General features: G+C 63.8%; 18 protein-coding genes and 1 pseudogene. 16 read left to right on the top strand and 3 right to left on the bottom strand.

From position 1 onward, the window contains the following. Positions 1-293 precede the first annotated feature (293 nt). The 10 genes from AC3WL8_RS03445 (at position 294) to AC3WL8_RS03400 (ending at position 10930) form a co-directional block, all read left to right on the top strand. The gene (locus AC3WL8_RS03445; RefSeq protein ID WP_492377910.1) at positions 294-1358 is read left to right on the top strand and encodes an AraC family transcriptional regulator; all 1065 of its coding nucleotides are present in this window, start codon (positions 294-296) and stop codon (positions 1356-1358) included. A gap of 305 nt (positions 1359-1663) precedes the next feature. Beyond that, entirely contained in the window at positions 1664-2452 is a 789-nt protein-coding gene (locus AC3WL8_RS03440; protein ID WP_013953985.1) for an SDR family oxidoreductase, read from the top strand. A gap of 80 nt (positions 2453-2532) precedes the next feature. Continuing rightward, positions 2533-3822, top strand: coding sequence for a styrene monooxygenase/indole monooxygenase family protein (locus tag AC3WL8_RS03435; protein WP_211979481.1), 1290 nt, complete (start codon positions 2533-2535; stop codon positions 3820-3822). A gap of 75 nt (positions 3823-3897) precedes the next feature. Next, positions 3898-4422 carry a flavin reductase family protein gene (locus tag AC3WL8_RS03430; RefSeq protein ID WP_013953987.1) on the top strand — a complete coding sequence of 175 codons (525 nt, stop codon included), beginning with the start codon at positions 3898-3900 and terminating at the stop codon, positions 4420-4422. 100 nt (positions 4423-4522) lie between these two features. Continuing rightward, positions 4523-6121, top strand: a complete 1599-nt coding sequence (locus tag AC3WL8_RS03425) for a phytoene desaturase family protein (protein ID WP_013953988.1) — start codon at positions 4523-4525, stop codon at positions 6119-6121. A 27-nt stretch (positions 6122-6148) separates the two neighbouring features. Next, a complete protein-coding gene (locus AC3WL8_RS03420; protein ID WP_153954089.1) occupies positions 6149-6928 on the top strand; it encodes a cyclase family protein in 780 nt (259 codons plus the stop codon). A gap of 44 nt (positions 6929-6972) precedes the next feature. Further along, on the top strand, positions 6973-7917 hold the full coding sequence (locus AC3WL8_RS03415) for a SphA family protein (protein WP_249221143.1): 945 nt from the start codon (positions 6973-6975) through the stop codon (positions 7915-7917). Between the two features lie 213 nt (positions 7918-8130). Further along, positions 8131-9366 carry an adenylate/guanylate cyclase domain-containing protein gene (locus tag AC3WL8_RS03410; protein WP_492377909.1) on the top strand — a complete coding sequence of 412 codons (1236 nt, stop codon included), beginning with the start codon at positions 8131-8133 and terminating at the stop codon, positions 9364-9366. A 341-nt stretch (positions 9367-9707) separates the two neighbouring features. Next, a complete protein-coding gene (locus tag AC3WL8_RS03405) occupies positions 9708-10397 on the top strand; it encodes an ArsR/SmtB family transcription factor (RefSeq protein WP_153956963.1) in 690 nt (229 codons plus the stop codon). Positions 10398-10423: 26 nt separating this feature from the next. Then, positions 10424-10930 carry a DUF6630 family protein gene (locus tag AC3WL8_RS03400; RefSeq protein WP_211979484.1) on the top strand — a complete coding sequence of 169 codons (507 nt, stop codon included), beginning with the start codon at positions 10424-10426 and terminating at the stop codon, positions 10928-10930. Positions 10931-10959: 29 nt separating this feature from the next. Here AC3WL8_RS03400 and AC3WL8_RS03395 read toward each other — a convergent pair whose 3' ends face one another. Then, positions 10960-11892, bottom strand: a complete 933-nt coding sequence (locus tag AC3WL8_RS03395) for a LysR family transcriptional regulator (RefSeq protein ID WP_013953995.1) — start codon at positions 11890-11892, stop codon at positions 10960-10962. Positions 11893-12038: 146 nt separating this feature from the next. After that, a complete protein-coding gene (locus AC3WL8_RS03390) occupies positions 12039-13715 on the bottom strand; it encodes a phospholipase D family protein (protein ID WP_041228748.1) in 1677 nt (558 codons plus the stop codon). A 409-nt stretch (positions 13716-14124) separates the two neighbouring features. Here AC3WL8_RS03390 and AC3WL8_RS03385 point away from each other — a divergent pair, with 409 nt between their 5' ends. Together AC3WL8_RS03385 and AC3WL8_RS03380 are read left to right on the top strand one after the other, a co-directional pair. Beyond that, a complete protein-coding gene (locus AC3WL8_RS03385; RefSeq protein ID WP_153956961.1) occupies positions 14125-15660 on the top strand; it encodes an amino acid permease in 1536 nt (511 codons plus the stop codon). 70 nt (positions 15661-15730) lie between these two features. Continuing rightward, positions 15731-17407 (top strand): amidohydrolase, encoded by a 1677-nt coding sequence (locus AC3WL8_RS03380; RefSeq protein WP_492377908.1) that lies wholly within the window; start codon positions 15731-15733, stop codon positions 17405-17407. 102 nt (positions 17408-17509) lie between these two features. Here the strand turns inward: AC3WL8_RS03380 and AC3WL8_RS03375 are convergent, their stop codons facing one another. Beyond that, the gene (locus tag AC3WL8_RS03375; protein WP_153956959.1) at positions 17510-17740 is read right to left on the bottom strand and encodes a type II toxin-antitoxin system RelB/DinJ family antitoxin; all 231 of its coding nucleotides are present in this window, start codon (positions 17738-17740) and stop codon (positions 17510-17512) included. Positions 17741-17968: 228 nt separating this feature from the next. Here AC3WL8_RS03375 and AC3WL8_RS03370 point away from each other — a divergent pair, with 228 nt between their 5' ends. The 4 genes and pseudogenes from AC3WL8_RS03370 to AC3WL8_RS03355 form a co-directional block, all read left to right on the top strand. Further along, the gene (locus tag AC3WL8_RS03370) at positions 17969-20131 is read left to right on the top strand and encodes a TonB-dependent siderophore receptor (RefSeq protein ID WP_211979487.1); all 2163 of its coding nucleotides are present in this window, start codon (positions 17969-17971) and stop codon (positions 20129-20131) included. A gap of 278 nt (positions 20132-20409) precedes the next feature. Beyond that, positions 20410-21933 carry an NCS1 family nucleobase:cation symporter-1 gene (locus AC3WL8_RS03365; RefSeq protein WP_013954001.1) on the top strand — a complete coding sequence of 508 codons (1524 nt, stop codon included), beginning with the start codon at positions 20410-20412 and terminating at the stop codon, positions 21931-21933. 57 nt (positions 21934-21990) lie between these two features. Then, on the top strand, positions 21991-22725 hold the full coding sequence (locus tag AC3WL8_RS03360; protein ID WP_013954002.1) for an aspartate/glutamate racemase family protein: 735 nt from the start codon (positions 21991-21993) through the stop codon (positions 22723-22725). A 38-nt stretch (positions 22726-22763) separates the two neighbouring features. After that, a pseudogene (locus AC3WL8_RS03355) lies at positions 22764-22975 on the top strand (allantoinase); the annotation flags it as partial.

Raw genomic sequence — 22975 nt, 5'->3', positions numbered from 1 at the left:
CATCAGGTCCGCCAGCGGCATCTGCCCCCTGCGCCTCCCGTCGAGGCGCCGACCGGATTACCCGCGTCGGCTCGAAGCGCATATTTCCATAATCATATTTTTATGCCTAAACTATATGGACAAGAAGGAGCGTGGCGACGATCGCGCAGAGATTCCCTGGCGGTCGGCCAACAGGGCAGCCCGGCCGCCTTCTTGGCGCGCGCAGGAAGTTTAGGTATAAAGTAACTGATTGCGCGGGCTTCCTTCGCTTCGCAGGCGAGCCAGGCACGCTGCAATCCTGCAGGAGTGAGACGATGCAGACCGCCCCCCAGTCACCCGCCGACATCCCGTCTTCTCCGGCGCGTGACCACAACTGCGCGCCGCAAGGCATGCTGGCGAACTACCCCTCATTCCGCTCCGAGGATGTGAAGGAGGCCCAGGGCAAGATCGCTTCGGTATTTTGCCCGCATGAACTGCGAGTGGTCGGTGCACTGCAGCAATTGCATGTCCAGCACAACCTGGTACGACTGCATGAGACCGCACTCAACTTCCTTGCCTATGGCGCCCATGTAGAGATCGACCCTGGCTGCCTAGAGCACTTCTATCTCGCCCAGATCCCGGTTGCGGGCCATGCCGAAATCAAGTGTGGCTCGCAGGAGATACTTTCCGACGTCCGCACCGCCAGCTTGCTGAGTCCAGACACCCCAACCCGAATGCACTGGCATGAGGATTGTGCGCAAGTCTTGCTCTGGATTCAGAAGGAAGCCATCGAGCAACGTTTCGCATTGCTGACCGGGCGCGATCCCAGCGGGCCCCTTTCATTCGATCCGGGGCTGCCCCAGCACGCATGGAGCCAGTCCGTACTCGACCTTACCAGGAATATCGACCAGCACGGCACCAACTGGCTCCAGTTCCCGGCCGCGGTGGCGTCGATGGAGGACTACCTGCTGCGGACGCTGCTGCCGCTTCAACCGCACACCCACACCTATCTCCTTGCGCGCAGCGCCGAGCCCGCCAGGCCACGTCATATGCAGCGGGTGATAGATTATGTCCGCGCGAATGCCGACACACCGCTGACCGTCGCCGACCTGGCGCAAGTCGCCTGCGTGAGTATCCGGGCGCTGGAAGAAGGCTTTCGCCGCCATCTCAATACGACGCCGTTAGCCTATCTGCGGGATGCGAGACTGGACTGCGTCCGACAAGCGTTGATTGCTGCCGCCGGAGCGGAGCAGGCCTCCATCACGGATCTTGCATATCGCTTTGGCTTTACACATCTCGGCCGGTTTGCGGCCTATTACAAGAAGCGCTTCGGCGTTTCTCCGTCGGCGACCCTGCGCAGGGGTGCAGCGGAGCGCCATGTCAGCGATGCCGGGCGTTGATAATCAGCGGGCTCTTTAGACCTCGCAATACCCCTGCGGCATCGACCCGTTTCACTGACTTGCAGTCGTTGATACAACAACGCCAGGCCGCGCTCGCGCGTGAACGGATACCTGCACGCCCGGCCATCCGGCAAGGCTGCCGCCCCACCTTTTCCTGACTCCACCGCCTCCTTTTCCCGGTCCGCCAGCGACGGCTCGTTATCTGGATATTGGCCGGCGGATTGTGGATAGCAGCGTCATCACCGCCACACCAAACTACGTTGCACATGGCTACATGCGAGCCAATACAACAAGTGGAGACGGACATGCAAGGAATCGAAGGCAAGACGGCGATTGTCACCGGTGGCGCGACCATGATTGGCGAGGCCGTGGTATCGGCCCTGGTCTCGGCTGGCGCCAACGTCGTTGTCGTCGACATCGACCAGCAAGGCGGCCGCAATGTTGCCGAGCGGCATCCGGAGCGCTGCCGCTATGTGGCCGTGGACGTGACCAGCGATGCCGACATCGCTGCCTGCATCGCCGACACCATGGAGACCTTCCGCGGCATCGACCTGCTCGTCAACTGCGCCTGCACCTACGTGGATAACGGTGCCGATTCCACACGCGAGCAGTGGCTGGAGTCCTACAACGTCAATGTAGTCGGCGCGGCGATGATGCTGAAGGCGTGCGTGCCGGAGATGAAAAAGCGCGGCGGCGGAGCGGTCGTCAACTTTGCCTCGATCTCCGCGGGCGTGGCGCAGTCGGGGCGCTGGCTGTACCCGATTACCAAGGCAGCGATGCAGCAATTCACACGTAGCGCCGCATTGGATCTAGCCCCGGACAACATTCGAGTCAACTCCGTCTCGCCGGGCTGGACGTGGTCCTCCGTCATCAGCGCGCTGAGCGGCGGCGACAAGGCGAAAGCCGACGGTATCGCCGCAGATTTTCACCCACTCGGCCGGCTCGGCAAGCCAGAAGAAGTCGCGCAAGTGGTTCGCTTCCTCCTGTCAGATGCTTCCGCCTTTGTTACCGGCGCCGACTATGCATGTGACGGCGGATACGGCGCCCTCGGCCCCGAGGGTCGGCAAGCAGCCATCAACCGGCTGACGGCATAAACCGGCCGGTGATTCCGGGCGACCTCGGTTCGCCCGGCACGAAGTGAATTGCACACAAGACAATCCCACAGGAGAGACACATGATCCCCCATTCCATCGACAAGATCACGCCACGCAAGATTGCGATTGTTGGCGCGGGTCAGGCAGGACTATTGCTCGGGTGCGGCCTGCTGGATCAAGGCTATGAGGTCACGCTAGTGACAAACCGCACCGCTGACGAGGTATGGGGCGGCAAAGTGATGTCGTCCCAGTGCATCTTCGACCAAGCACTCCAGATCGAGCGCAATTTCCGGATGAATCAATGGGAAAGGCAGTGCCCCACGGTGGACGGCATCGGCCTGACCATCCCCACCGACGACGGCAAGGGCGAAGTTGCCATCCACTGGCGCGCCCGCCTGAATTCCTACGCCCAGTCTGTTGATCAACGTGTAAAGATGCCAGGCTGGATGGCGGAGTTCGAAAGCCGTGGCGGCATTCTACGTATCGAAAATGTCGAGATTCCCCAGCTTGAAGCCTTGGTCGAATCTCATGATCTTGTTCTCCTGGCCGGTGGCAAGGGAGAGATCGTCAATCTGCTGACACGCAATGATGCACGCTCGCCTGTTCGTCATCCCCAACGCCAGTTGGCACTTGCTTACGTGACGGGCATGCAGCGCAGTGGTCCGTTTGAGTGCGTCAACTTTAATCTGATTCCCGGCATCGGCGAGTACTTTGTCTTCCCGGCCCTCACCACCCAGGGCAGTTGCGAAACGCAAGCCTGCGACATCATGGTCTTCGAAGCCATTCCTGGCGGCCCGATGGACCGCTGGGCAGACATCAAGTCCGCCGACCAGCATCTGGATGTCTGCCTGGGCATCCTGCGCGACTACCTGCCGTGGGAAAGCGAGCGCTGTGCCAATGTACGACTCACCGATGCCAATGGGATCCTGAGCGGACGCGTCACCCCGACCGTGCGCAACCCTACTCTTTCCCTGCCTTCCGGCCGGCATGTAATGGGGCTCGGCGACGCGGTCATGGTCAACGATCCGATCACCGGCCAGGGCTCGAACAACGCCACCAAGGGCGCTCTGCACTATTTCGAGGCCATCCTGCGCCATGGGGACAAGCCCTTCGATAAGGCATGGATGCAGCAGACCTTCGACGGCCTTTACGAAGGCTATGCCGAACCGGTCATCCGTTGGACAAATTCCCTGCTTTTCCCGCCGCCAGACCACATCGTCAAACTGCTGGCCACAGCGCAGCACGCGCCGCGCATCGCCCAGCGCATCGCCAACGGATTCAACGATCCGCGCGACTATGGCAGCTACTGGTTCAACGAGGAAGCCACCGAGGCCTGGATCGCTGAAGAGTCGCAGTCCAAGGCCGCCTGAGGCAAAAAGATCACCCACACGAAAGCAAGCAGCCTGCTCACCGTGCAACGGTTGAGCAGGCGACAGGAGACAGCCATGACCGACGCTCGCGAATTTCGGAATGCCCTCGGCCGCTTTGCCACGGGCGTAACCATCGTCACAACGCGCACCCCCGACGGAGAACCCTGGGGCGTGACCGTGAATAGTTTCAGCTCGGTATCGCTGGAGCCTCGCCTGGTGCTGTGGAGCCTCGCCAAGAAGTCCTACAGCCTCGAGGCATTCCAGAAGACCGGGAGTTTCGTGATCCACGTCCTGGCAGCCGACCAGGAACATGTCTCCAACCGCTTCGCACGAGGCGCGGAAGGCAAGTTTTCGGGCGTCCCCTGCACGGATGGCATCGATGGCTCGCCTGTCCTGTCAGGTTGCGCAGCGGTATTCCAATGCCGAAACACGCATCAGTATGACGGCGGCGATCACATCATCTTCCTGGGCGAGGTCCGGCACTTTGACACATCGGATCGGGAATCCCTGCTCTTCTACAAGGGAAACTACGCGCGTACCGCTAACGCTCTTACGGAGCTGTCAGAGCTGATCCGCACCGAATACGTCGCCGCGACCTGATTCCGGTACCGCACGCGGCAATTCGTCTAAAGGAAGCTGGCCAACGCCGCGACCGAACGTATTTGCCCGCCTCTCTTATCCTTGCCCCCGGGATAATCCAATGAGTACGTATGACGCCGTCATTGTCGGCAGTGGTATCAATTCGCTCGTCTGCGCTGCCGTCCTAGCCAGACGCGGCAAGCGTGTCTGCGTGCTGGAACGCAATAGCACGCTGGGCGGATGCATTCGCACGGAGGCCCTGAATGCACCGGGCTATCTCCACGACACGTTGTCCACGGCACATCCGCTGTTTGTCACGTCGCCAGGCTACGCGGAGCTGAAGGATGAACTTCATCAGGCAGGGCTCAGCTACCGCAATAACAGTACACCCACTGGCGTACTGTTACCCGATAACCGTTCGCTGGTTCTGAGCACGTCCCGTGAGCGCAATGTCAGCACATTCAATACGCTGGCAAGCGGCGACGGTGATGCCTTTCAGGCCGCCATGCAAGAGGTCGAGCAAAACGCCGGCCTGGTGTTCTCGCTGCTTGGCAACGAACTGTGGAGTGCCGGTGTTGCAAAGACCGTGGCCGGCCGCCTGTGGAAACAAGGCGTGCATGACACCGTCGCCTTCTTTTCCCCTGCACTGATGAGTTGCCGCAGCTGGCTGGAGACCCGGGTCAAATCCGACCTGGTCCAGGCGCTGCTCGCGCCGTGGGTACTGCATACAGGCCTTGGCCCGGAAAGCGCCATGTCTGCATTGATGGGAAAAGTCGTCGCCTTCACGCTGGAGGCGGTTGGCCTGCCTATCGTCCAAGGAGGCAATGCCCGTACCGTCGACGCCTTCCGCAGAATCATCGAGAGCAGGGGTGGTGCTTTCCACGTCAATGCCGACGTCGAGGACATCCTGGTCGAGGGCGGCTCGGCGCGCGGCGTTAGGACGCGGGACAACCGCGTTTTCATGGGCAAGGAGATCATCTGCAACGTCACGCCCGGCCAGCTTTACGGAAAGCTGCTGGCCGCCAAGCACGTTCCCCCTGGCCTACGTCAGCAGGCGGCCGAGTACCGCTACGGCAAGGGGAACATGCAGATCCATTTGGCGCTGTCCGCCCCTCCGGACTGGCCCCAAGAACATCTGCGCGACGTCATCTACCTGCACCTTACCTCGGGTCTGGACGGTGTCTCCAGGGCAGTCAGCGAAGCAGAGCGAGGCCTGCTTCCAGCCGAAGGCACGATTTGCGTTGCCCAGCCTTGCGCTGTTGACCCTTCCAGAAGCCCGGCCGGAGGCTGGGTGCTCTGGATTCAGGTTCCGGAGTGTCCGCGTCAAGTCAAAGGCGATGCGCTTGGAGAGATCGCTGTTCCCGCGGATGGTCGCTGGACCGCCGAACTCCGTGAGCGCTACGCCGACCGGATTATCGACCGCATTGCTCGCCAGGTTCCAAATCTCAAGGCGAGCGTCGTCGGGCGTACGGTCCTCTCCCCGGCGGATCTTGAGTCGATGAACGTCAACCTCGTCGGCGGTGATCCCTATTCCGGCGAATGCAGCATCGACCAGTTCATGTTCTGGCGTCCGGTCCCTGGCGTCAAGGATCACGCTACCCCGGTTAAACATCTGCACCACATCGGCGCCTCGACCCATCCAGGCCCCGGTCTTGGCGGTACCTCCGGTTACCACGTCGCAAACGCGCTCGCAAAGAAACGGGCGAAATCTAACTCATAAGTGAAGCAACCACAGGAGACAACAACCATGAGCAACAGCCTCGCCCACTTTGCAGCAGAGTTGCTGTCCGGCCGCATCCGCGTGGTGGATCTGACGCAGACCTTGAGTTCTGAATTTCCGACCATCTCGCTGCCTCCGGAGATGGGCCAGACCTGGCCCTTCCGGCAAGAAACCATCTCGCGCTACGACGATCGCGGACCGAACTGGTACTGGAATAACTTCTCCTGCGGCGAACATACCGGGACCCACTTCGACGCACCAGTCCATTGGATCTCTGGTAAGGACTTGCCGGACAATACGACCGACACCATCCCTGCCGAAAAATTCTTCGCCACCGCCTGCGTCATCGACTGCTCGAGGGAGGCCGCGGAAGACCCGGACTACTTGCTCACTGTCGACGCCGTCAAAGCCTGGGAAGCACGGCATGGCCGCATCCCTCCGCGCTCCTGGGTCCTGATGCGCACCGACTGGTCCAAGCGCAATAGTCCCGAGGCGTACCTGAATGCGCGTGACGACGGCATGCACACACCCGGCCCTGACCTGGGCGTCGTCCAGTGGATGATTGAACAGCGCGATGTCCATGGATTTGGCGTCGAAGCAATTGGCACCGACGCGGGCCAGTCCTATGGCTGGGAGTTACCGTTCCCGTGCCATTACCTCATGCATGGCAACAACCGCTACGGTCTGCAATGCCTGACCAATCTCGACCAACTCCCGCCGCAGGGTGCATTGATTGTCGCCGCCCCGCTGAAGATCAAGGACGGTTCAGGCAGCCCGCTTCGCGTCCTGGCTCTTATTCCCGGCTGATATTCCGCTAACCCGCCCATCACCACAAAAAGGAGGAGAACGAAGTGAAGAAACGAGCAATCTCGGCCGTACTGGCCGGTTCGCTTGCGCTAGTCGGCAATCAGGCGCTCGCAAAGGAGGGCGCAGACCAGTATCCCAATGGAGCTGAAAGCTGGATGTCGGGAGCATTGCCCCCGCCCGGCACCTATCTCCTCAACTACACCGGCTATTACGGCGGTAAGCTCAAAGACGGCAACGGCGACAACGCAAACATCGCCGGCAATCCTGCAAAGGTTGACGCCTGGTTCGACGCGTTGCGGGTGGTGAAGGTCACCAACATCACGCTTCTTGGCGCGAGCTGGGGCATGCAGGCCATCGTTCCGCTCGTCTACCAGTCCATGAATTTGCCCCAGATGGGCGGCCGTCGCAACGCCACCGGCTTGGGTGACATCACGATCGACCCGATAGTGCTCGGCTGGCATGGTGCGAACTGGCATGTCACGACGGGTCTGGACATCTACGCGCCCACGGGCCGCTACGACCAGAATGATCCCAGGGCCAGCATCGGCGCGAACTACTGGGCCTTCGAGCCAGTTGCGGCATTCACCTGGCTGAACCAGAGTGGCTGGGAAATCTCTGCCAAGTTCATGTACAACATTAAGGGGAAGAACAAGGACTCCAACTTCGGCGGCATGACAGGAAGCTACCAGTCCGGACAGGAATTGCACGTCGATTACGCCCTGGGCAAGCACATCGGCCCGTGGACTGTCGGCTTGAGCGGGTACTACCTGAAACAGGTCACGGACGACAAGTTCAATGGCGCCGTGGTGCCAGAAGTGCCTGGGGTGTGGAGCCGTGGCCGTCGCGGCGAGGTGCTGGCTATCGGCCCCAGCGTCTCCTACACCAACGCCAAGGGAACTAGTTTCATCACCCAATGGCAGCATGAAGCGTATGCCAGGAACCGGTTTGGCGGCGACAAATTCTGGGTCAAGGTGGTCACCGCTTTCTGACGGAATGGGCCCGCGAGGCCCTGTGCTGTGCTTCTGTAGCCATGCGAGAAGACGGCGCTGATTTTCGCCTCGGTGCGAACGGCAACGTGGCCTGCCGGTCAGGGCGTGCCGCGCCGTTGCAGATATGCTCCAATAGCAAAAGCCCTGCCGTCGAAAGCCAGCCCGTCAGGCTGACTCCTGTATGAATTTGCGGCGGAGCGGAAGAGGTGAAGCATGGCCCTTATTAGCCGCCAGCTGTTCTCGGCCAGCCCGCAAATTCAGGTGCGAGATGTAACGCTTTCCGCACACGACGACTTCCAAACCCAGCGAGCCAAGCTTGCAAGCATCATGCTGGACGCAATGTACCAGTTCGTCGGCCTGCTAGACGTCGACGGCAAGATGCTCGAGATCAATCGCGCAGCGCTCGAGGGAATCGGCATTCAAATGGATGACATTCGCGGAATGCCATTCTGGGAGGCCAGATGGTGGGTCATCTCTCCGGAGACCCAGCGCGTCTTGCGAGAGCTGATCCGGCGCGCAGGCCAAGGCGAGTTCGTCCGCGGTGACTTCGAGGTATACGGCCAAAAGATGGGCGAGGAGACGATCATTGTCGACTTCTCGCTATTACCTATTAGAGATTCGGATGGCGAGGTGGTGTTCCTGCTGCCTGAAGGGCGCAACATCACGGAAAAGAAGCGCACCGAAGCAGCGCTTGCGCGGAAAAACGAGGAGCTTCAAGCCAGCTGGGATCTAATCTGCCGTCAGCGCGATGAACTTCAGAGTCTTTACGATCGACTCATGGTCGAACAGACGCTTTCGGAGCGGCTGCTTTTGAACCTGCTGCCCTCTCCGATAGCTGAACGACTGAAAGCACGTCCGGAAATCGTAGCCAACAGCATTCCTGAAGTCATAGCCGACAGCTTCCCGGAAGTGACGGTCTTGTTTGCGGACATCGTGGCATTCACCCGTTTCTCGGTGGGCATGAGCGCCGAGCGCCTGGTCGCAGTGCTCAATGAGATCTTCACCGAATTCGACACAATCGCGGATCGTCGCGGACTTGAGAAGATCAAGACAATCGGGGACGCTTACATGGCAGCAGCTGGGCTACCGGAACCAGTTTCTGACCATGCTGTCCGCGCTGCCGACATGGCACTGGACATGATAGACGCGCTCAGACTGTTCAATCGACGCACCGGCTATAACCTCCGAATGCGAATTGGCATCAATAGTGGATCGGTCGTGGCCGGCGTTATCGGTAAGCGCAAGTTCATTTACGACTTATGGGGCGATGCCGTCAACACTGCCAGTCGGATGGAATCCCATAGTCTGGCTGGACGGATTCAAGTTACCGACGCAACTCGCAATCGATTGGGAGAATCCTTTCAGTTCGAAGAACGCGGCATCATCGTGGCAAAGGGGGTCGGTGCAGTGCATACCTGGTTCCTGACTGGCCGCCGCGAGGCGCTATAGCGATAGTTGTTTCCCCCTGACCAGATCCCCCGAGCCATCTTCGCTTCCACGTTTTTCGACTGCGCGTCACGACGCTGCAAGCCCCGCATTTATCAGCAGCTGTTGCAGATCACTATTCCGGCTAATGGCAGCCACTATTTCACCGAAGGCCGGCCATTCAATTGGCTCTCGTCGCATCCCTTATCTCCCCACTCCGGAGCCTCTTCGAAGTCTGGCTCGGCGGCGCAGAACAATCGTGTTAAGTCCAGACATGTCGCCAAGCCTGACTCAGCGAATGTCCGAGGTCAACGACCCGCCCATCTCCTATACTCCGCATGACACATTTCATCCGGAGCCAAACCATGGATTACACGCCCGGCATCAGCCACCTCGCCGGTCTGCTCGCCGATCCCGGCCGCGCGGCCATGCTGTGGGCCCTGATGGACGGCAGCGCCCGGCCCGCCGGCGAGCTGGCGCTGATCGCGGGGCTGTCGGCCTCTTCCACCAGCGGCCACCTGGCCCGGCTGACCGAAGGCGGGCTGCTGGTGGCCGAGACGCGCGGGCGCAACCGCTACTACCGCCTGGCCGCGCCGGAGATCGGCGTGGCGATCGAGGCGCTGGCTTCGGCGTCGCTGGCCAGCCAGCCGCCGCGGCTGCGCGACGTGCCGGTATCGCGCACCGCTCCACCGGCGCTGCGCCAGGCGCGTACGTGCTATGACCACCTTGCGGGAGAACTCGCGGTGGGCCTGTTCGAGCGGATGACGCATTCAGGCTGGCTGATGCTGGACGGACAGCGCGTAGACCTGAGCGGCGACGGCGCGCAGGCGCTGGCAGGGTTGGGCGTGGATGTGGAGGCCGCCCGGCGCAAGCGGCGCCAGTTTGCCTGCACCTGCCCGGACTGGAGTGAGCGCAAGCCGCATCTGGGCGGCGCGCTCGGCGCGGCGCTGTTGGGCAGCCTGCTGGCGCGCGGCTGGGTCGAGCCTACGCGCACCTCGCGCGCGTTGCGCGTGACACCGGCCGGCCAACGCGAGATCATGCGCATCGCGGCCTAGAAGACCGCAGCAACAGGAGAAAGTAGATGGCCAGACCACTGGACGACGACACGCAGGACGCGATTGCGCGTTTCTTCGCCCTGATCAACCTTGGCGACAGCGCGCAGACCTCGGCGCAGCTGTCGATGTTTGAAGATGCCCTGCTCGATGCCGAGGACGATGACACCGATGGCCAGGAACTGCTGTGGGTGATCCGCGAGGTCATCGACTGGCAGTCCGGGTTCTTTGTCGACTGGAAGGATGCCCAGTCCTTTATCGGCTGCCTGAACCAGCTGTGCGAACGGATCGACCTGGAGATCAACTGGGGCAGCGATGACCCCGAGGAAGAAGCCTTCCTGGAGACCACCAGCGTGCCCGAACTGATGGAGCTGGCGCACAACCAGTTGCGCGTGGCCGGCTATACGCTGTGGAACTGGGATACGGGCGGCGATGCCTACGGCGGCTGGATCACGCGCAGCGAGGATGATGAGGAGATGCTGGATCTTGCCGAAGTGCTGCACTTTGATGTGCGGCCGGCCGAGCAGCCTTATTGACCGATGCCTGCGAGCGGAGGCCGCGGCAGCTAAGCGTTCTCCCTCCGCTTGCCGGCCGGGCGCCGCGCCTCCGGCACCCCCAGCGTCTGCTCCAGCACGTCCAGCAGCAGCCGCACGCTGGCCGGCATGAGCTTGCGCGCCGGCATCAGCACGTAGACCTTCAGCGGCGATGAGGCATAGCCCGGCAGCACGCGCACCAGTTGCCCCTGTCCGACCGCATCCTGCACGAAGCGCGGCGACAGCCGCGTCACGCCCAGCCCGTCGAGCGCCGCCTTGAGCCGCAGCTCGGCGTTATGGGTGCAGATGCGCGGCTCGACATCCAGGCGTGCAATCTCCACGCCGTCGCGCAGGAACTCCCAGTGCCGGTCGTCGGCGTTGCCCAGCGTCGGCCAGCCCTGCAGGTCCTGCGGCGTGCGCGGCAGCCCGCGCGCCTTGATCAGTGCCGGCGCGGCATAGAAAGCGCGTTCAATCAGCACCACGCGCTTGCTGGCGAACGAGGTGTCGTGCAGCGCGGTGTCGGTCATCACGAACGCAAGGTCGTAGCCGTGCCGGATCAGGTCGGGCTGGTCCCAGCTGACATCGACTTGCACGCGCAGGCCCGGGTGGGCGCGCAGCACGCGCGTCAGGCTTTCGGACAAATGCTGGGAGCCGACTTCATAAGGGGTGGAGATGCGCAGCAGGCCGCTGACTTCGGCGCTGTCCGAGGTGGCCTCGGCACTGATGTCATGGAGTTCGGCGAACAGCGGCGCCACGCGCTCATACAGGCGCTGGCCGCGTTCGGTCACGCGCACGCGGCGCGTGGTGCGCTCGAACAGGCGGATGCCAAGCTGGCTTTCCAGCCGCGCCACCGCGGCGCTGGCGGAAGATTTGGGTACCTCGGCCAGCTCGGCTCCCTGGGTGAAGCCGCCGCCTTCCACCACGCGGCAAAAAATCTCCCAGTCCTTCCATTCGATTGTCTTCATGCGGCGCCTCGTCATTGCGGTGCGCCGCGATTGTCCCACAGCGCGAACAATGGCGCTGTGGGCGGCGACCCTAAATCGAACAGGATCACCGAACGCACCAGCTTGCCGCGGCGCAGTTCGTCGAAGGCATTGTTGATGCGCGCCAGCTACAGTTCTTCCTTGATCGGGAGCACGCGCAGCACGCCGATGCCCAGATGCTGCAGCGGGCCCATGCCGGGTTCGCTGTCGTAGACCATGAGCTGCCCCTTCTCGCGCGTGGTCCAGGTCAGGCGCCGGTTGCCGCCGTCGCCATCGGTCTGCATCCCGACGCGGTAGGTCATGTCGAGCAGCGCGTTCTCGGTGGACTTGATCATGCGCTCGGCCAGCGCGGGGCTGTCCAGCACGATGCCCATCTCGGTATTGAGCTTGGCCGAGCGCGGGTCCATGTTGAGCGAGCCGATGAATACCAGGCGCCGGTCGACGATGTAGTTCTTGGCGTGCAGGCTGGCGCGGCTGGACGACAGCCAAGAGCGCGAGCGTGAACCGCGCGCGGCCTTGCCGCTGCTTGCCAGTTCGGCGTAGGCGCTGGGCTTGAGCTCGTACAGCTCTACGCCCGCGGCCACCAGGGCCAGCCGGTGCGGGGCGTAGCCGGCATGCACCGGGCTGACATCGGTGGCGGCAAACGAGTTGGTCAGGATGCGCACGCGGATGCCGCGCTTTGCCAGCGCGATAAGCCAGGCCTCGCCGTCGTCGTCCGGCACGAAGTACGGCGAGATCAGCAGCACTTCCTTCTGCGCGCCGTTGATCATTTTCTCGAGCCGGGCGGTGGCGTAGCCGGGATCGTCATCGGTCTGGTGCGTGATCTTGGCGGCCGAATCGGAGACCACGACTGCGTTGCCGCTGTAAGCAGGCATATGGCCGCTCTCGATGCTCTTGGCCAGGCCCGACTCCAGCAATTCCTTCACGTAGGGACTGGCGATGGCCTGGTCGCCGCGTGCCTCCAAACCTTTGCGCAGGCTGCGCATCTCAACCGGCGCTTCCTTGCCTGCCGGGATCAGCGCCACCACCGGATATGAGGACTGGTCGTTCCAGTATTCGTCGAACACGGCCGACACCTGCGGCACCGCCGGTCCGGCAATCAGCACATCGAGGTCGCTGAAGTCCATGTCGGTGCGCGCGGAGAAGTAGGCATCGCCGATATTGCGCCCTCCCACCAGCGACATCTGGTTGTCCACCGTCATCGACTTGTTGTGCATGCGCCGGTCCAGCCGCTTGAAGCCGGCCAGCATTTCCAGCCAGCGCACGCTGCGGTTGGCAAAGGGATTGAACAGGCGCACTTCGATATTGGGATGCGAATCGATGGCCGACAGGATCTGGTCCATGCCGCCGGTATGCAGGTCGTCGAGCAGCATGCGCACGCGCACGCCGCGGTCGGCCGCGTCGAGGATGTCGCCCAGCACGGCGGCGCCGGTGCCGGTGGTCTCGAAGATATAGGTCTGCAGGTCCAGGCTGCGCTGCGCCGCACGCGCCATCGCCAGCCGCGCAGCGAGCGCGTCGGGCCCGGACGACAGCGGATAGAACAGCGACTCGCCGGGGCGCTGCGCCAGGCGCGGCGCCAGCACCTTGCCCAGCGGGGTATCGGCGGTACTGGCCGGAGCGCTCGAGGGGGTGCGCTGCGCCGAGGCCGGCAGGCTGGCGCACCCTGCCAGCACCCCGGCCGCCAGCGCGGACACCAGCATCAGCGCCGTCATCCGGCGCAGGCCCCGGCAGCGGCTGGCGCCCGCATGCCCCGCGGCACTGAGTGGCCGGGCATCGAACGGGACATGGCAGAGCGTCTGGAACATCCGTGAGGTCCCCCTGCGGCGGGATGGGATGGGGCTGGCTCCGCGCACCGGCCGGCATGCAGCGCCTGCTACTTCGCACGATATACCGTGCGCCGTGGCCGCAACAGCGGTGCCATTCCTGTTCCACGCCGGGTGTTTGTCCTACACCTCATGGACAAACAAGGCACCACGCGGCGAATGCCGCACATATGACGGCGCACGGCCCGCGCAGCGGCTTTCCCTGCACAGCGATTTCTCTTATGATGCCGCCCAATATACCGGCCGGTAGAACCGGGAGGTGGCACTGGCGGCGGGCCGCCGGGACCCATGCGGCTGGCGCTTTGGCGCAGCTTGCCGCCTCTTGGCGATGCCGGCATAGTTGCGCCCCCTTCGCGCCTTTAGTCCTGACGCGCGCCCAGACCGGATCCTGATGTCAAGCCAACCTTCCCAGCCCATCTCTTCCGGCGCCCCCGCGCCGACGCTGCGCCGCACCCTGCGGGCACGCCATCTCACCATGATCGCCATCGGCGGCTCGATCGGCACGGGGCTGTTCGTGGCCTCGGGTGCCACCATCGCGCAGGCCGGCCCCGGCGGCGCGCTGGCCGCCTATATCCTGATCGGAGCGATGGTCTATTTCCTGATGACCAGCCTTGGCGAGCTGGCGGCCTACATGCCGGTGTCGGGCTCGTTCGCCACCTATGGCGCGCGCTATGTCGATGAAGGCTTCGGCTTCGCGCTCGGCTGGAACTACTGGTACAACTGGGCGGTGACCATCGCGGTGGAGCTGGCCGCGGCCCAGCTGGTGATGCAGTACTGGTTCCCCGACACGCCCGGCGTGCTGTGGAGCGCGCTCTTCCTGGGCCTGATGTTCCTGCTCAACGCGATCTCGGTGCGCGGCTTCGGCGAGGCCGAGTACTGGTGCGCGCTGGTCAAGGTGGTGACAGTGATCGCCTTTATCGGCATCGGCACGCTGATGATCTTCGGCATCCTGCGCGGCGATGTATCGGCCACGCACGGGCTGGCCAACCTGACCATCGGGGATGCGCCCTTTGTCGGCGGCCTGCCGGCGCTGATCGGCGTGGCCATAATCGCCGGCTTCTCGTTCCAGGGCACCGAGCTGATCGGTGTCGCCGCCGGCGAATCGGCCGATCCCGCCACAAACATCCCGCGCGCGGTGCGCCAGGTGTTCTGGCGCATCCTGCTGTTCTATGTGCTGGCGATCCTGATCATCGGCATCCTGGTCCCCTACACCGACCCGAACCTGCTCAAGAACGACGTGCAGACCGTGGGCGTAAGCCCGTTCACGCTGGTGTTCCGCCATGCGGGCCTGGCCTTTGCGGCAGGCGTGATGAACGCGGTGATCCTGACCGCGGTGCTGTCGGCCGGTAACTCGGGCATGTATGCCTCCACCCGCATGCTGTACAACCTGGCCACCGAAGGCCGCGCGCCGCGCATTTTTGCGCAGCTGACGCGCAACGGGGTGCCGCTGATGGCGCTGCTGGCCACCACCGCGGTGGGCGCGCTGTGCTTCCTCACCTCGCTGTTCGAAAGCCGGTCGGTCTACCTGTGGCTGCTGAACCTGTCCGGCATGACCGGATTTATCGCCTGGCTGGGCATTGCGGTCAGCCATTACCGCTTCCGCAAGGGCTTTGTCGCGCAGGGGCTGGACCTGGACCGGCTGCCTTACCGCTCGCCGTTCTTCCCCTACGGGCCGGTCTTCGCATTTGCGCTGTGCCTGATCGTCACGTTGGGCCAGAACTACCAGGCCTTCACCAGCGGCAAGATCGACTGGGTCAGCGTGGCCGCCACCTATATCGGCATCCCGATCTTCCTCCTGATCTGGCTGGGCTACCGCATTGCGCGCAAGACGCGCTTCGTGTCCTATGCCGAGATGCATTTCCCCGCCCTGCCGGCCAGACGCGATGCCGCCCCGGCGCGCGCCGCCGTACCGGCAACCGGTGAATAAGCGCCATTCCCGGGCGCTCACAAGCAGCAGTACATAAAAGCAAGAAAGCACAACAACAAGGAGCATCGCTTTGAAGAGAGCAATCCGCATGAGCATGCTGGCGCTTGGCGCCGGCATGGCACTGAGCCTGTCCGCGCATGCCGCGCCGACACTGGTGGAATCGGTGCAGGGCTACACCCTGAAGCAGGACAAGATCACCAGCTTCACCGGCCTGGTGTTCGACCAGGGCAAGGTGCTGGCCACCGGCGACGCCGCCGCGCTGCGCGCGCAGTACCCCGATGCCAGACGCATCGACGGCCAGGGCAAGACCCTGCTGCCGGGCCTGATCGACGCCCACGGCCATGTGTTCCGCCTGGGCTTCAAGACCACCGAGATCTCGCTGTCCGGCACCAGGACCCTGGCCGAGGCGCAAGGCATGATCCGCGCCTACGGCGACAAGAACCCGCAGCGCAAGTGGCTGCTGGGCTATGGCTGGAACCAGGTGAACTGGAAGCTGGGCCGCTTCCCGACAGCGGCCGAGCTGGACGCGGCGGTGTCGGACCGCCCGGTGCGGCTGGTGCGCGTGGACGGCCACGCCGCGTGGCTCAACACCAAGGCGCTGCAGGCCGCCGGCATCACCCGCGACACCAGGGACCCGGCCGGCGGGCGAATCGAGCGCGACGCCGACGGCAACCCCACCGGCGTGCTGGTCGACAAGGCCATGGCGCTGGTCAACAGCGTGATCCCGCCGTACAGCGACGACGACCGCCGCGCCGCACTGGCCGCCTCGCTGGCGCACATGAACGCGCTCGGCCTGACCGCCGCGGGCGACGCCGGCGTGACCGTTGCCGAAGACAAGATCTACCGCGAGTTCGCCGACCAGGGCAAGCTGACCACGCGCATCTATGGCATGATCCGCGACACCGGCGACGACTTCAAGGCGCTTTCGGCCAAGGGGCCGCTGGTGGGCTATGGCAACGACCGCTACTACCTGCGCGCGGTCAAGCTGTACGGCGACGGCGCCCTGGGCAGCCGCGGCGCCGCGCTGATGGCGCCGTATTCGGACGACCACGTGCACAGCGGCCTGCTCTTCATGAGCGACGCAGCCATGCAGGCCGCCGTCAAGACCGCGATCAAGTCCGGCTACCAGGTCAATATCCACGCCATCGGCGATGCCACCAACCACCAGGTGCTGGATGCCATGGAAGCGGCCTACAAGGATGTGGGCGGGCGCCAGTTGCGCAACCGCGTCGAGCACGCGCAGGTGATCGCGCTGCCGGACATCCCGCGCTTCAAGACGCTGGACCTGATCGCCTCGATGCAGCCCACGCACGCCACCAGCGACATGAACATGGCCGAGGACCGCGTCGGCAAGGACCGCATCAAGGGCGCTTATGCCTGGCAGACGCTGCTCAAGCAAGGCACCGTGATCGCGGGCGGCTCGGACTTCCCGGTGGAATCGGCCAACCCGTTCTACGGCCTGCACGCCGCGGTGACCCGCACCGACCATGAGGGCCGCCCGATCCGCGGCTGGCATCCGGAAGAGGCCATGACCCTGCCGCAGGCATTCCGCGCCTTCACGCTGGATGCGGCCTATGCCGAGCACCAGGAGAAGACGCTGGGCTCGCTCGAAGCCGGCAAGTGGGCCGACTTCATCCTGGTCGACCAGGATCTGTTCAAGGCCAAGCCTGCCGACATCTGGAAGACCCAGGTGCTGGAGACCTGGGTGGCGGGTGAGCGGGTGTACGTGAAGGACGGCAAGCGCTGAGCGTTTCCCTGACATCCCGCGCGCACGCGGCGAATTTCACCAGCTAGCCATGGCTAGCACTCCTCTCTCCCGCACGCGGGAGAGAGGAGCTAACTGACCGCATCAGTCGCCTGCACGACAGAGATCGGCCCTTAGATCGTCCAGCGACTCGAACCTGCGCAACCCGCCGGCCCGCGCTTCCCTCAGCGCACCAATAGTCGCCGCATTTGGCGTCATCAACGCCAAAGGAAGTGCCTTGTCTGTCGCTATGCGCTTCAGCAGCATGCGCACTGCATCGGACACCGGCAGGCCCATTGCTTCCAGCACGGCAGAAGCCTCTTCCTTGGTTCGCAGGTCAATCGGACACGAATGTTCGACATGACCATGGCAGGCTCCAGCAATCGATAGGGGAGCAGGGAGGCTAGCGCGAACCGGCTACGCCAGCCACCGTTGCTTTCATCGCAACACCCCCTCCCACACCTTGACCACCGCAACGAGCGTAGGCATCATTCGGCTTTTCGCAAATGCGAATAAGTCGCATTTGTATTTACATACAGGCCCGCCTGCCTCCTGTTGTCCCTCATGAGCCGCCAAGTCATTCGCGCCGCGCGCCTGCGCGCACCCAAACCCTGCCACCTCGCCGCGCTGGCACAACTGGCCGTCCTGGCCGGCTTTCCGGCAACCGCCGCGCTGGCACAGCAAGCCGCGGCGCCAGCGGATGCGCAATCACTACCTGCAGTGACCGTCAGCGCCTCGGCGGTCGACGATTTCGGCCTGCAGCTTGAGAAAAAGGCCTGCACCGGCGCGCTGGGCTCGCGCACGCAGCTCGACACCCCGTACTCCACCACCATCGTCACCGGCGAAGACCTGGCCGACCGCCAGGTGGCCAAGCTGGGCGATGTGTTTGCGATGGATGCGTCGGTCAGCGACAACGGCAATGGCTACAACAGCTGGTCCAGCTACCTGAGCGTGCGCGGCCTGCAGATCGACTGGCAGAACGGCTTCAAGATCAACGGGCTGCCGTTCGTGGCCTACGGCATCACGCTGCCCTACGAGCACATGGAGCAGGTGGAACTGCTCAAGGGGCTGCCGGGCTTCATGTACGGCTTTGCCACCCCGGGCGGCATCGTCAACTACGTCACCAAGAAGCCGACCGACACCTTCACCGCCTCGTTCGAACTGGGCTACCGCGCCGCCAATGTCTGGAGCGAGCACGTCGACCTGGGCGGGCGCGCCGGCCCGAGCAATATGTTCGGCTACCGCCTGAACGTGACGCACGAGGAAGGCACGCCCTACAACGCGCGCAATATCCAGCGCGACAGCGTCTCGCTGGGCCTGGATGCGCGCCTGACCAGGGACCTGACGTGGACCTTCGACTCGATCTACCAGGACCGCCGCGCCACTGGCCAGATGCCGTCGTTCAGCCTGTGGAGCTACGGCGACACGGCCCTGCCGGCCGCGGTGTCCGGCCGCATCCGCAACTTCGCCGGTGCCGACCAGCACCTGAACACCAACCTGCAGCTGTACAGCACCGGCCTGCGCTACCAGATCAATCCGGACTGGGCGGTCAGCACCAAGTACAGCTTCACCAAGGTCAACCGCAGCCGCAACGAAAGCACCTACAACCTGCTGAACCAGGCCGGCGACTACAACGACCAGCGCTACGACACCGCGCAGAACCAGCAGGTGGGGCAATGGCAGGCGATGCTGGAAGGCAAGTTCCGCACCGGGCCGTTCGGGCACCAGTTGGTAGCGGGCCTGTCGTGGCAGAAGCAGATCGACCGCTATGACAACAACGGCTTCGGCGCCGTCATCGGCACCGGCAACATCTTCGAGCCCAATACCAACACGTACTACAGCTCGACCGCCTTCAACAAGGTGCGCAACAGCGACATTACGCAGAAGTCGGTGTTCGCCAGCGACACCGTGCAGCTGAGCGAGCGCTGGTCGGTGCTGGCCGGCCTGCGCGTGACCAACTTCGAGCAGAACGGCTACGTGCCGGTGACCTCCAGCTACAGCAAGAACGGCGTGGTCACGCCCACGCTGGCGCTGATGTTCAAGCCGGTGCCCACGGCCACGGTCTACGCCAGCTACGTGGAAGCGCTGGAGCCCGGCTCGATCGTGCCGGATGGCTACACCAATGCACGCCAGTTGCTCAGCCCGATCCGCAGCAAGCAGTATGAAATCGGCGTCAAGGCCGACCAGGCCGCCTGGAGCGCCACCGCCGCCGCCTTCCGCATCGAGCGCGGCGCCGAGTACGACAACATCAACGGCGGCGTGCCGACGCGCCAGCAGGACGGCACCTCGATCTACCAGGGGCTGGAGCTGGCTGGCGTGTACCGGCTGGGCTCGCAGTGGGAATTCGGCGCGAGCGCGATGTACCTGGACTCGTACTACGACAAGGGCATGGCCAACAACGGCAAGCGCGTCGCCGGTGCGCCTGACCTGGTGCTGGCCGGACGCATCAGCTACCGCGTGCCGTTCGTACCGGGCCTGCGCCTTGGTGTCGATGGCAAGTACACCGGCAATACCAAGCTGAACGCGGGCAATACGCTGGAGGCCGGCGGCTACACGGTGTTCAATCTCGGCGCGAGCTACAACACCCGCGTCGCCGGCAAGGACCTGACGCTGCGCGCCGCGCTGAACAACGTGACCAACAAGCGCTACTGGGGCTTCCAGTATGAGAACTACATCCAGCCGGCCGATCCGCGCAGCGTGAGCCTGACGGCCAGGATTGCGTATTGAGGTTCACCCGAACGCAACGATGCCTCGCAGAACCCCGCTCTCCGGAGCGGGGTTCTTTTTTGGTCCAGCGAAAACTGGCTTCCCGCCCCCGGGGCGACTTCAGGGAAATCGAATGTTGACAATCACCAATCCGTGATCTACAACATCGTCTACACACTTAATAACTTTTGTAGACAATTTAGTAGACAGCAGAAACCAGCTTCCCATCGGCGCACACCAAAGAGCCCAACGGCCGCACGTCGCCTATCGTCAAGACACACATCTGCCAGGAGACTCAGATGATGCAAACGACCGCAACGACCGCAGACGCACCGCAGGTGCAGGCGGGGGGTGCCGCACACGGCAACGCCCTGATCAAGCCGAGCTATGACGAACGCCTTACCAACGAGGACCTGGCGCCGCTGCGCAAGCAGACCTGGGGCACCTACAACATCTTTGCCTTCTGGATGTCGGACGTGCACAGCGTGGGCGGCTACATCACCGCCGGCAGCCTGTTCGCGCTGGGGCTGACCAGTTGGCAGGTGCTGGTGTCGCTGCTGGTCGGCATCCTGATCGTGCAGTTCTTCTGCAACCTGGTGGCCAAGCCCAGCCAGGTGACCGGCACGCCCTATCCGGTGATCTGCCGGGCCTCGTTCGGCGTGCTCGGCGCCAATATCCCGGCGGTGATCCGCGGGCTGATCGCAGTGGCGTGGTACGGCATCCAGACCTACCTGGCTTCCAGCGCCTTCCTGGTGCTGGCGCTGCACTTCTTCCCCGCGCTGGCGCCGTATGCCGACGTGAAGCTGCACGGCTTTGCCGGGCTCTCCACGCTGGGCTGGGCCGCATTCATGGTGCTGTGGGTGCTGCAAGCGCTGGTGTTCTGGACCGGCATGGAGACCATCCGCAAGTTCATCGACTGGGCTGGCCCGGCGGTGTATGTGGTGATGATCGCGCTGGCGATCTGGCTGGTGAACAAGGCCGGCTGGGAGAACGTCAATTTCACGCTGAGCTTTGTCAAGTACACCGGCTGGGAAGCGGTGCCGGTAATGCTGAGCGCAATTGCGCTGGTGGTGTCGTATTTCTCCGGCCCGATGCTGAACTTCGGCGACTTCTCGCGCTATGCCAAAGACTTCGAGTCGGTCAAGCGTGGCAACTTCTGGGGCCTGCCGGTCAACTTCCTGGGTTTCTCGCTGCTGACCGTGATCACGACCTCGGCCACGCTGCCGGTGTTCGGCAAGCTGATCACCGACCCGGTGGAAACCGTCAGCCATATCGACAGCACCTTCGCCATGCTGCTGGGCGCGTTCACCTTCATGACCGCCACCATCGGCATCAATATCGTCGCCAACTTTGTTTCGCCGGCATTCGACTTCTCCAACGTCTCGCCCAAGCACATCAGCTGGCGCACCGGCGGCATGATCGCGGCCGTGGCTTCGATCTTCATCACGCCGTGGAACCTGTACAACAACCCGGCGGTGATCCACTACACGCTGGACGTGCTGGGCGCCTTCATCGGGCCGCTGTTCGGCATCCTGATTGCCGACTACTACCTGGTGCGCCGCCAGCATATCGACGTCGACGACCTGTACACGCTGAACCCGCGCGGCCGCTACTGGTACCGCAACGGCTTCAACCCGGCGGCGGTGACCACCATGATCCCGGCGGCCATCATCCCGATCCTGTGCGTGGTGGTGCCGGCGTGGCAGCCCGCGGCCAACTACAGCTGGTTTATCGGCATGGGCATCGCGCTGGTGCTGTACCGGCAACTGGCGCTGCGCATGATGCCCGGCCACTTCGGCAGCCGCGCCGCCAGCCAGGCCTGATCCCCGAACCATTCTTTCGACTGCACGATTTCGACCGCACCTAGCAAAGCCGCGCCCATGAAGCTGAAGATCATCAACCCCAATACCACCCAGAGCATGACCGACAAGATCAGGCAGTGCGCCGTCGCCGTGGCGGCACCGGGCACGCGCATCAGCGCGGTCAGCCCGCGCATGGGACCGGCTTCCATCGAAAGCCACTATGACGAGGCGCTGTCCGTGCCCGGCATCCTCGACGAGATCCTGGCCGGCGAGCAGGAAGGCGTGGACGGCTACGTCATTGCCTGCTTCGGTGACCCCGGCCTGTACGCGGCGCGCGAGGTGGCGCGCGGGCCGGTGATCGGCATTGCCGAGGCCGCCATGCATATGGCCAGCGTGGTCGGCAGCAGCTTCAGCGTGGTGACCACGCTTGCGCGCACCTGCAATATCGCCTGGCACCTGGCCGAGCGCTACGGCATGAAGCGCTTCTGCAACAACGTGCGCGCCTGCGACCTGGCGGTGCTGGAACTGGAGCGCCCGGGCTCGGACGCGCGCCGCATCATCACCGAGGCCTGCCGCCAGGCGCTGGTTGAAGACCGCAGCGAATGCATCGTGCTGGGCTGCGCCGGCATGACCGACTTGTGCGACGAGATCGCCGACGCCATCGGCGCGCCGGTGATCGACGGCGTGGTGTGCGCGGTCAAGATGGCCGAGGCGCTGGTCTCGGTGCGACTGGGCACCAGCAAGCGCGGCGACTGGGCGCGGCCGCTGCCCAAGGCGTATGCGGGCATGCTGGCCCCTTATGCGTTGAACTGAACCGTATGACTTCCCGATCCATTTCCGACTCCACCGCCATGCTCCAGTCCCGCTATCCACGCGATCTCATCGGTTACGGCGCCCGGCCGCCGCACGCCCGCTGGCCGGGCGGCGCGCGCGTTGCGGTGCAGTTCGTCCTCAACTACGAAGAAGGCGGCGAAAACTGCGTGCTGCACGGCGACGCCGCCTCCGAGCAGTTCCTCTCCGAGATCGTCGGCGCCGCGGCCTACCCCGACCGCCACATGAGCAT

The sequence above is a fragment of the Cupriavidus sp. FW305-F7 genome (assembly GCF_058782875.1).
The sequence above is the reverse complement of the archived record's forward strand: the minus strand, read 5'-3'. Positions and strand labels throughout refer to the sequence as shown.

What these genes read in the sequence shown, in the direction of transcription:
- AC3WL8_RS03400 (WP_211979484.1), top strand. Translation starts at nt 10,424, where the DNA reads ATGGCCAGACCACTGGACGACGACACGCAGGACGCGATTGCGCGTTTC.
- AC3WL8_RS03435 (WP_211979481.1), top strand. Translation starts at nt 2,533, where the DNA reads ATGATCCCCCATTCCATCGACAAGATCACGCCACGCAAGATTGCGATT.
- AC3WL8_RS03430 (WP_013953987.1), top strand. Translation starts at nt 3,898, where the DNA reads ATGACCGACGCTCGCGAATTTCGGAATGCCCTCGGCCGCTTTGCCACG.
- AC3WL8_RS03385 (WP_153956961.1), top strand. Translation starts at nt 14,125, where the DNA reads ATGTCAAGCCAACCTTCCCAGCCCATCTCTTCCGGCGCCCCCGCGCCG.
- AC3WL8_RS03420 (WP_153954089.1), top strand. Translation starts at nt 6,149, where the DNA reads ATGAGCAACAGCCTCGCCCACTTTGCAGCAGAGTTGCTGTCCGGCCGC.
- AC3WL8_RS03395 (WP_013953995.1), bottom strand. Translation starts at nt 11,892, where the DNA reads ATGAAGACAATCGAATGGAAGGACTGGGAGATTTTTTGCCGCGTGGTG.
- AC3WL8_RS03390 (WP_041228748.1), bottom strand. Translation starts at nt 13,715, where the DNA reads ATGTTCCAGACGCTCTGCCATGTCCCGTTCGATGCCCGGCCACTCAGT.
- AC3WL8_RS03440 (WP_013953985.1), top strand. Translation starts at nt 1,664, where the DNA reads ATGCAAGGAATCGAAGGCAAGACGGCGATTGTCACCGGTGGCGCGACC.
- AC3WL8_RS03445 (WP_492377910.1), top strand. Translation starts at nt 294, where the DNA reads ATGCAGACCGCCCCCCAGTCACCCGCCGACATCCCGTCTTCTCCGGCG.
- AC3WL8_RS03360 (WP_013954002.1), top strand. Translation starts at nt 21,991, where the DNA reads ATGAAGCTGAAGATCATCAACCCCAATACCACCCAGAGCATGACCGAC.
- AC3WL8_RS03405 (WP_153956963.1), top strand. Translation starts at nt 9,708, where the DNA reads ATGGATTACACGCCCGGCATCAGCCACCTCGCCGGTCTGCTCGCCGAT.
- AC3WL8_RS03410 (WP_492377909.1), top strand. Translation starts at nt 8,131, where the DNA reads ATGGCCCTTATTAGCCGCCAGCTGTTCTCGGCCAGCCCGCAAATTCAG.
- AC3WL8_RS03365 (WP_013954001.1), top strand. Translation starts at nt 20,410, where the DNA reads ATGATGCAAACGACCGCAACGACCGCAGACGCACCGCAGGTGCAGGCG.
- AC3WL8_RS03425 (WP_013953988.1), top strand. Translation starts at nt 4,523, where the DNA reads ATGAGTACGTATGACGCCGTCATTGTCGGCAGTGGTATCAATTCGCTC.
- AC3WL8_RS03370 (WP_211979487.1), top strand. Translation starts at nt 17,969, where the DNA reads ATGAGCCGCCAAGTCATTCGCGCCGCGCGCCTGCGCGCACCCAAACCC.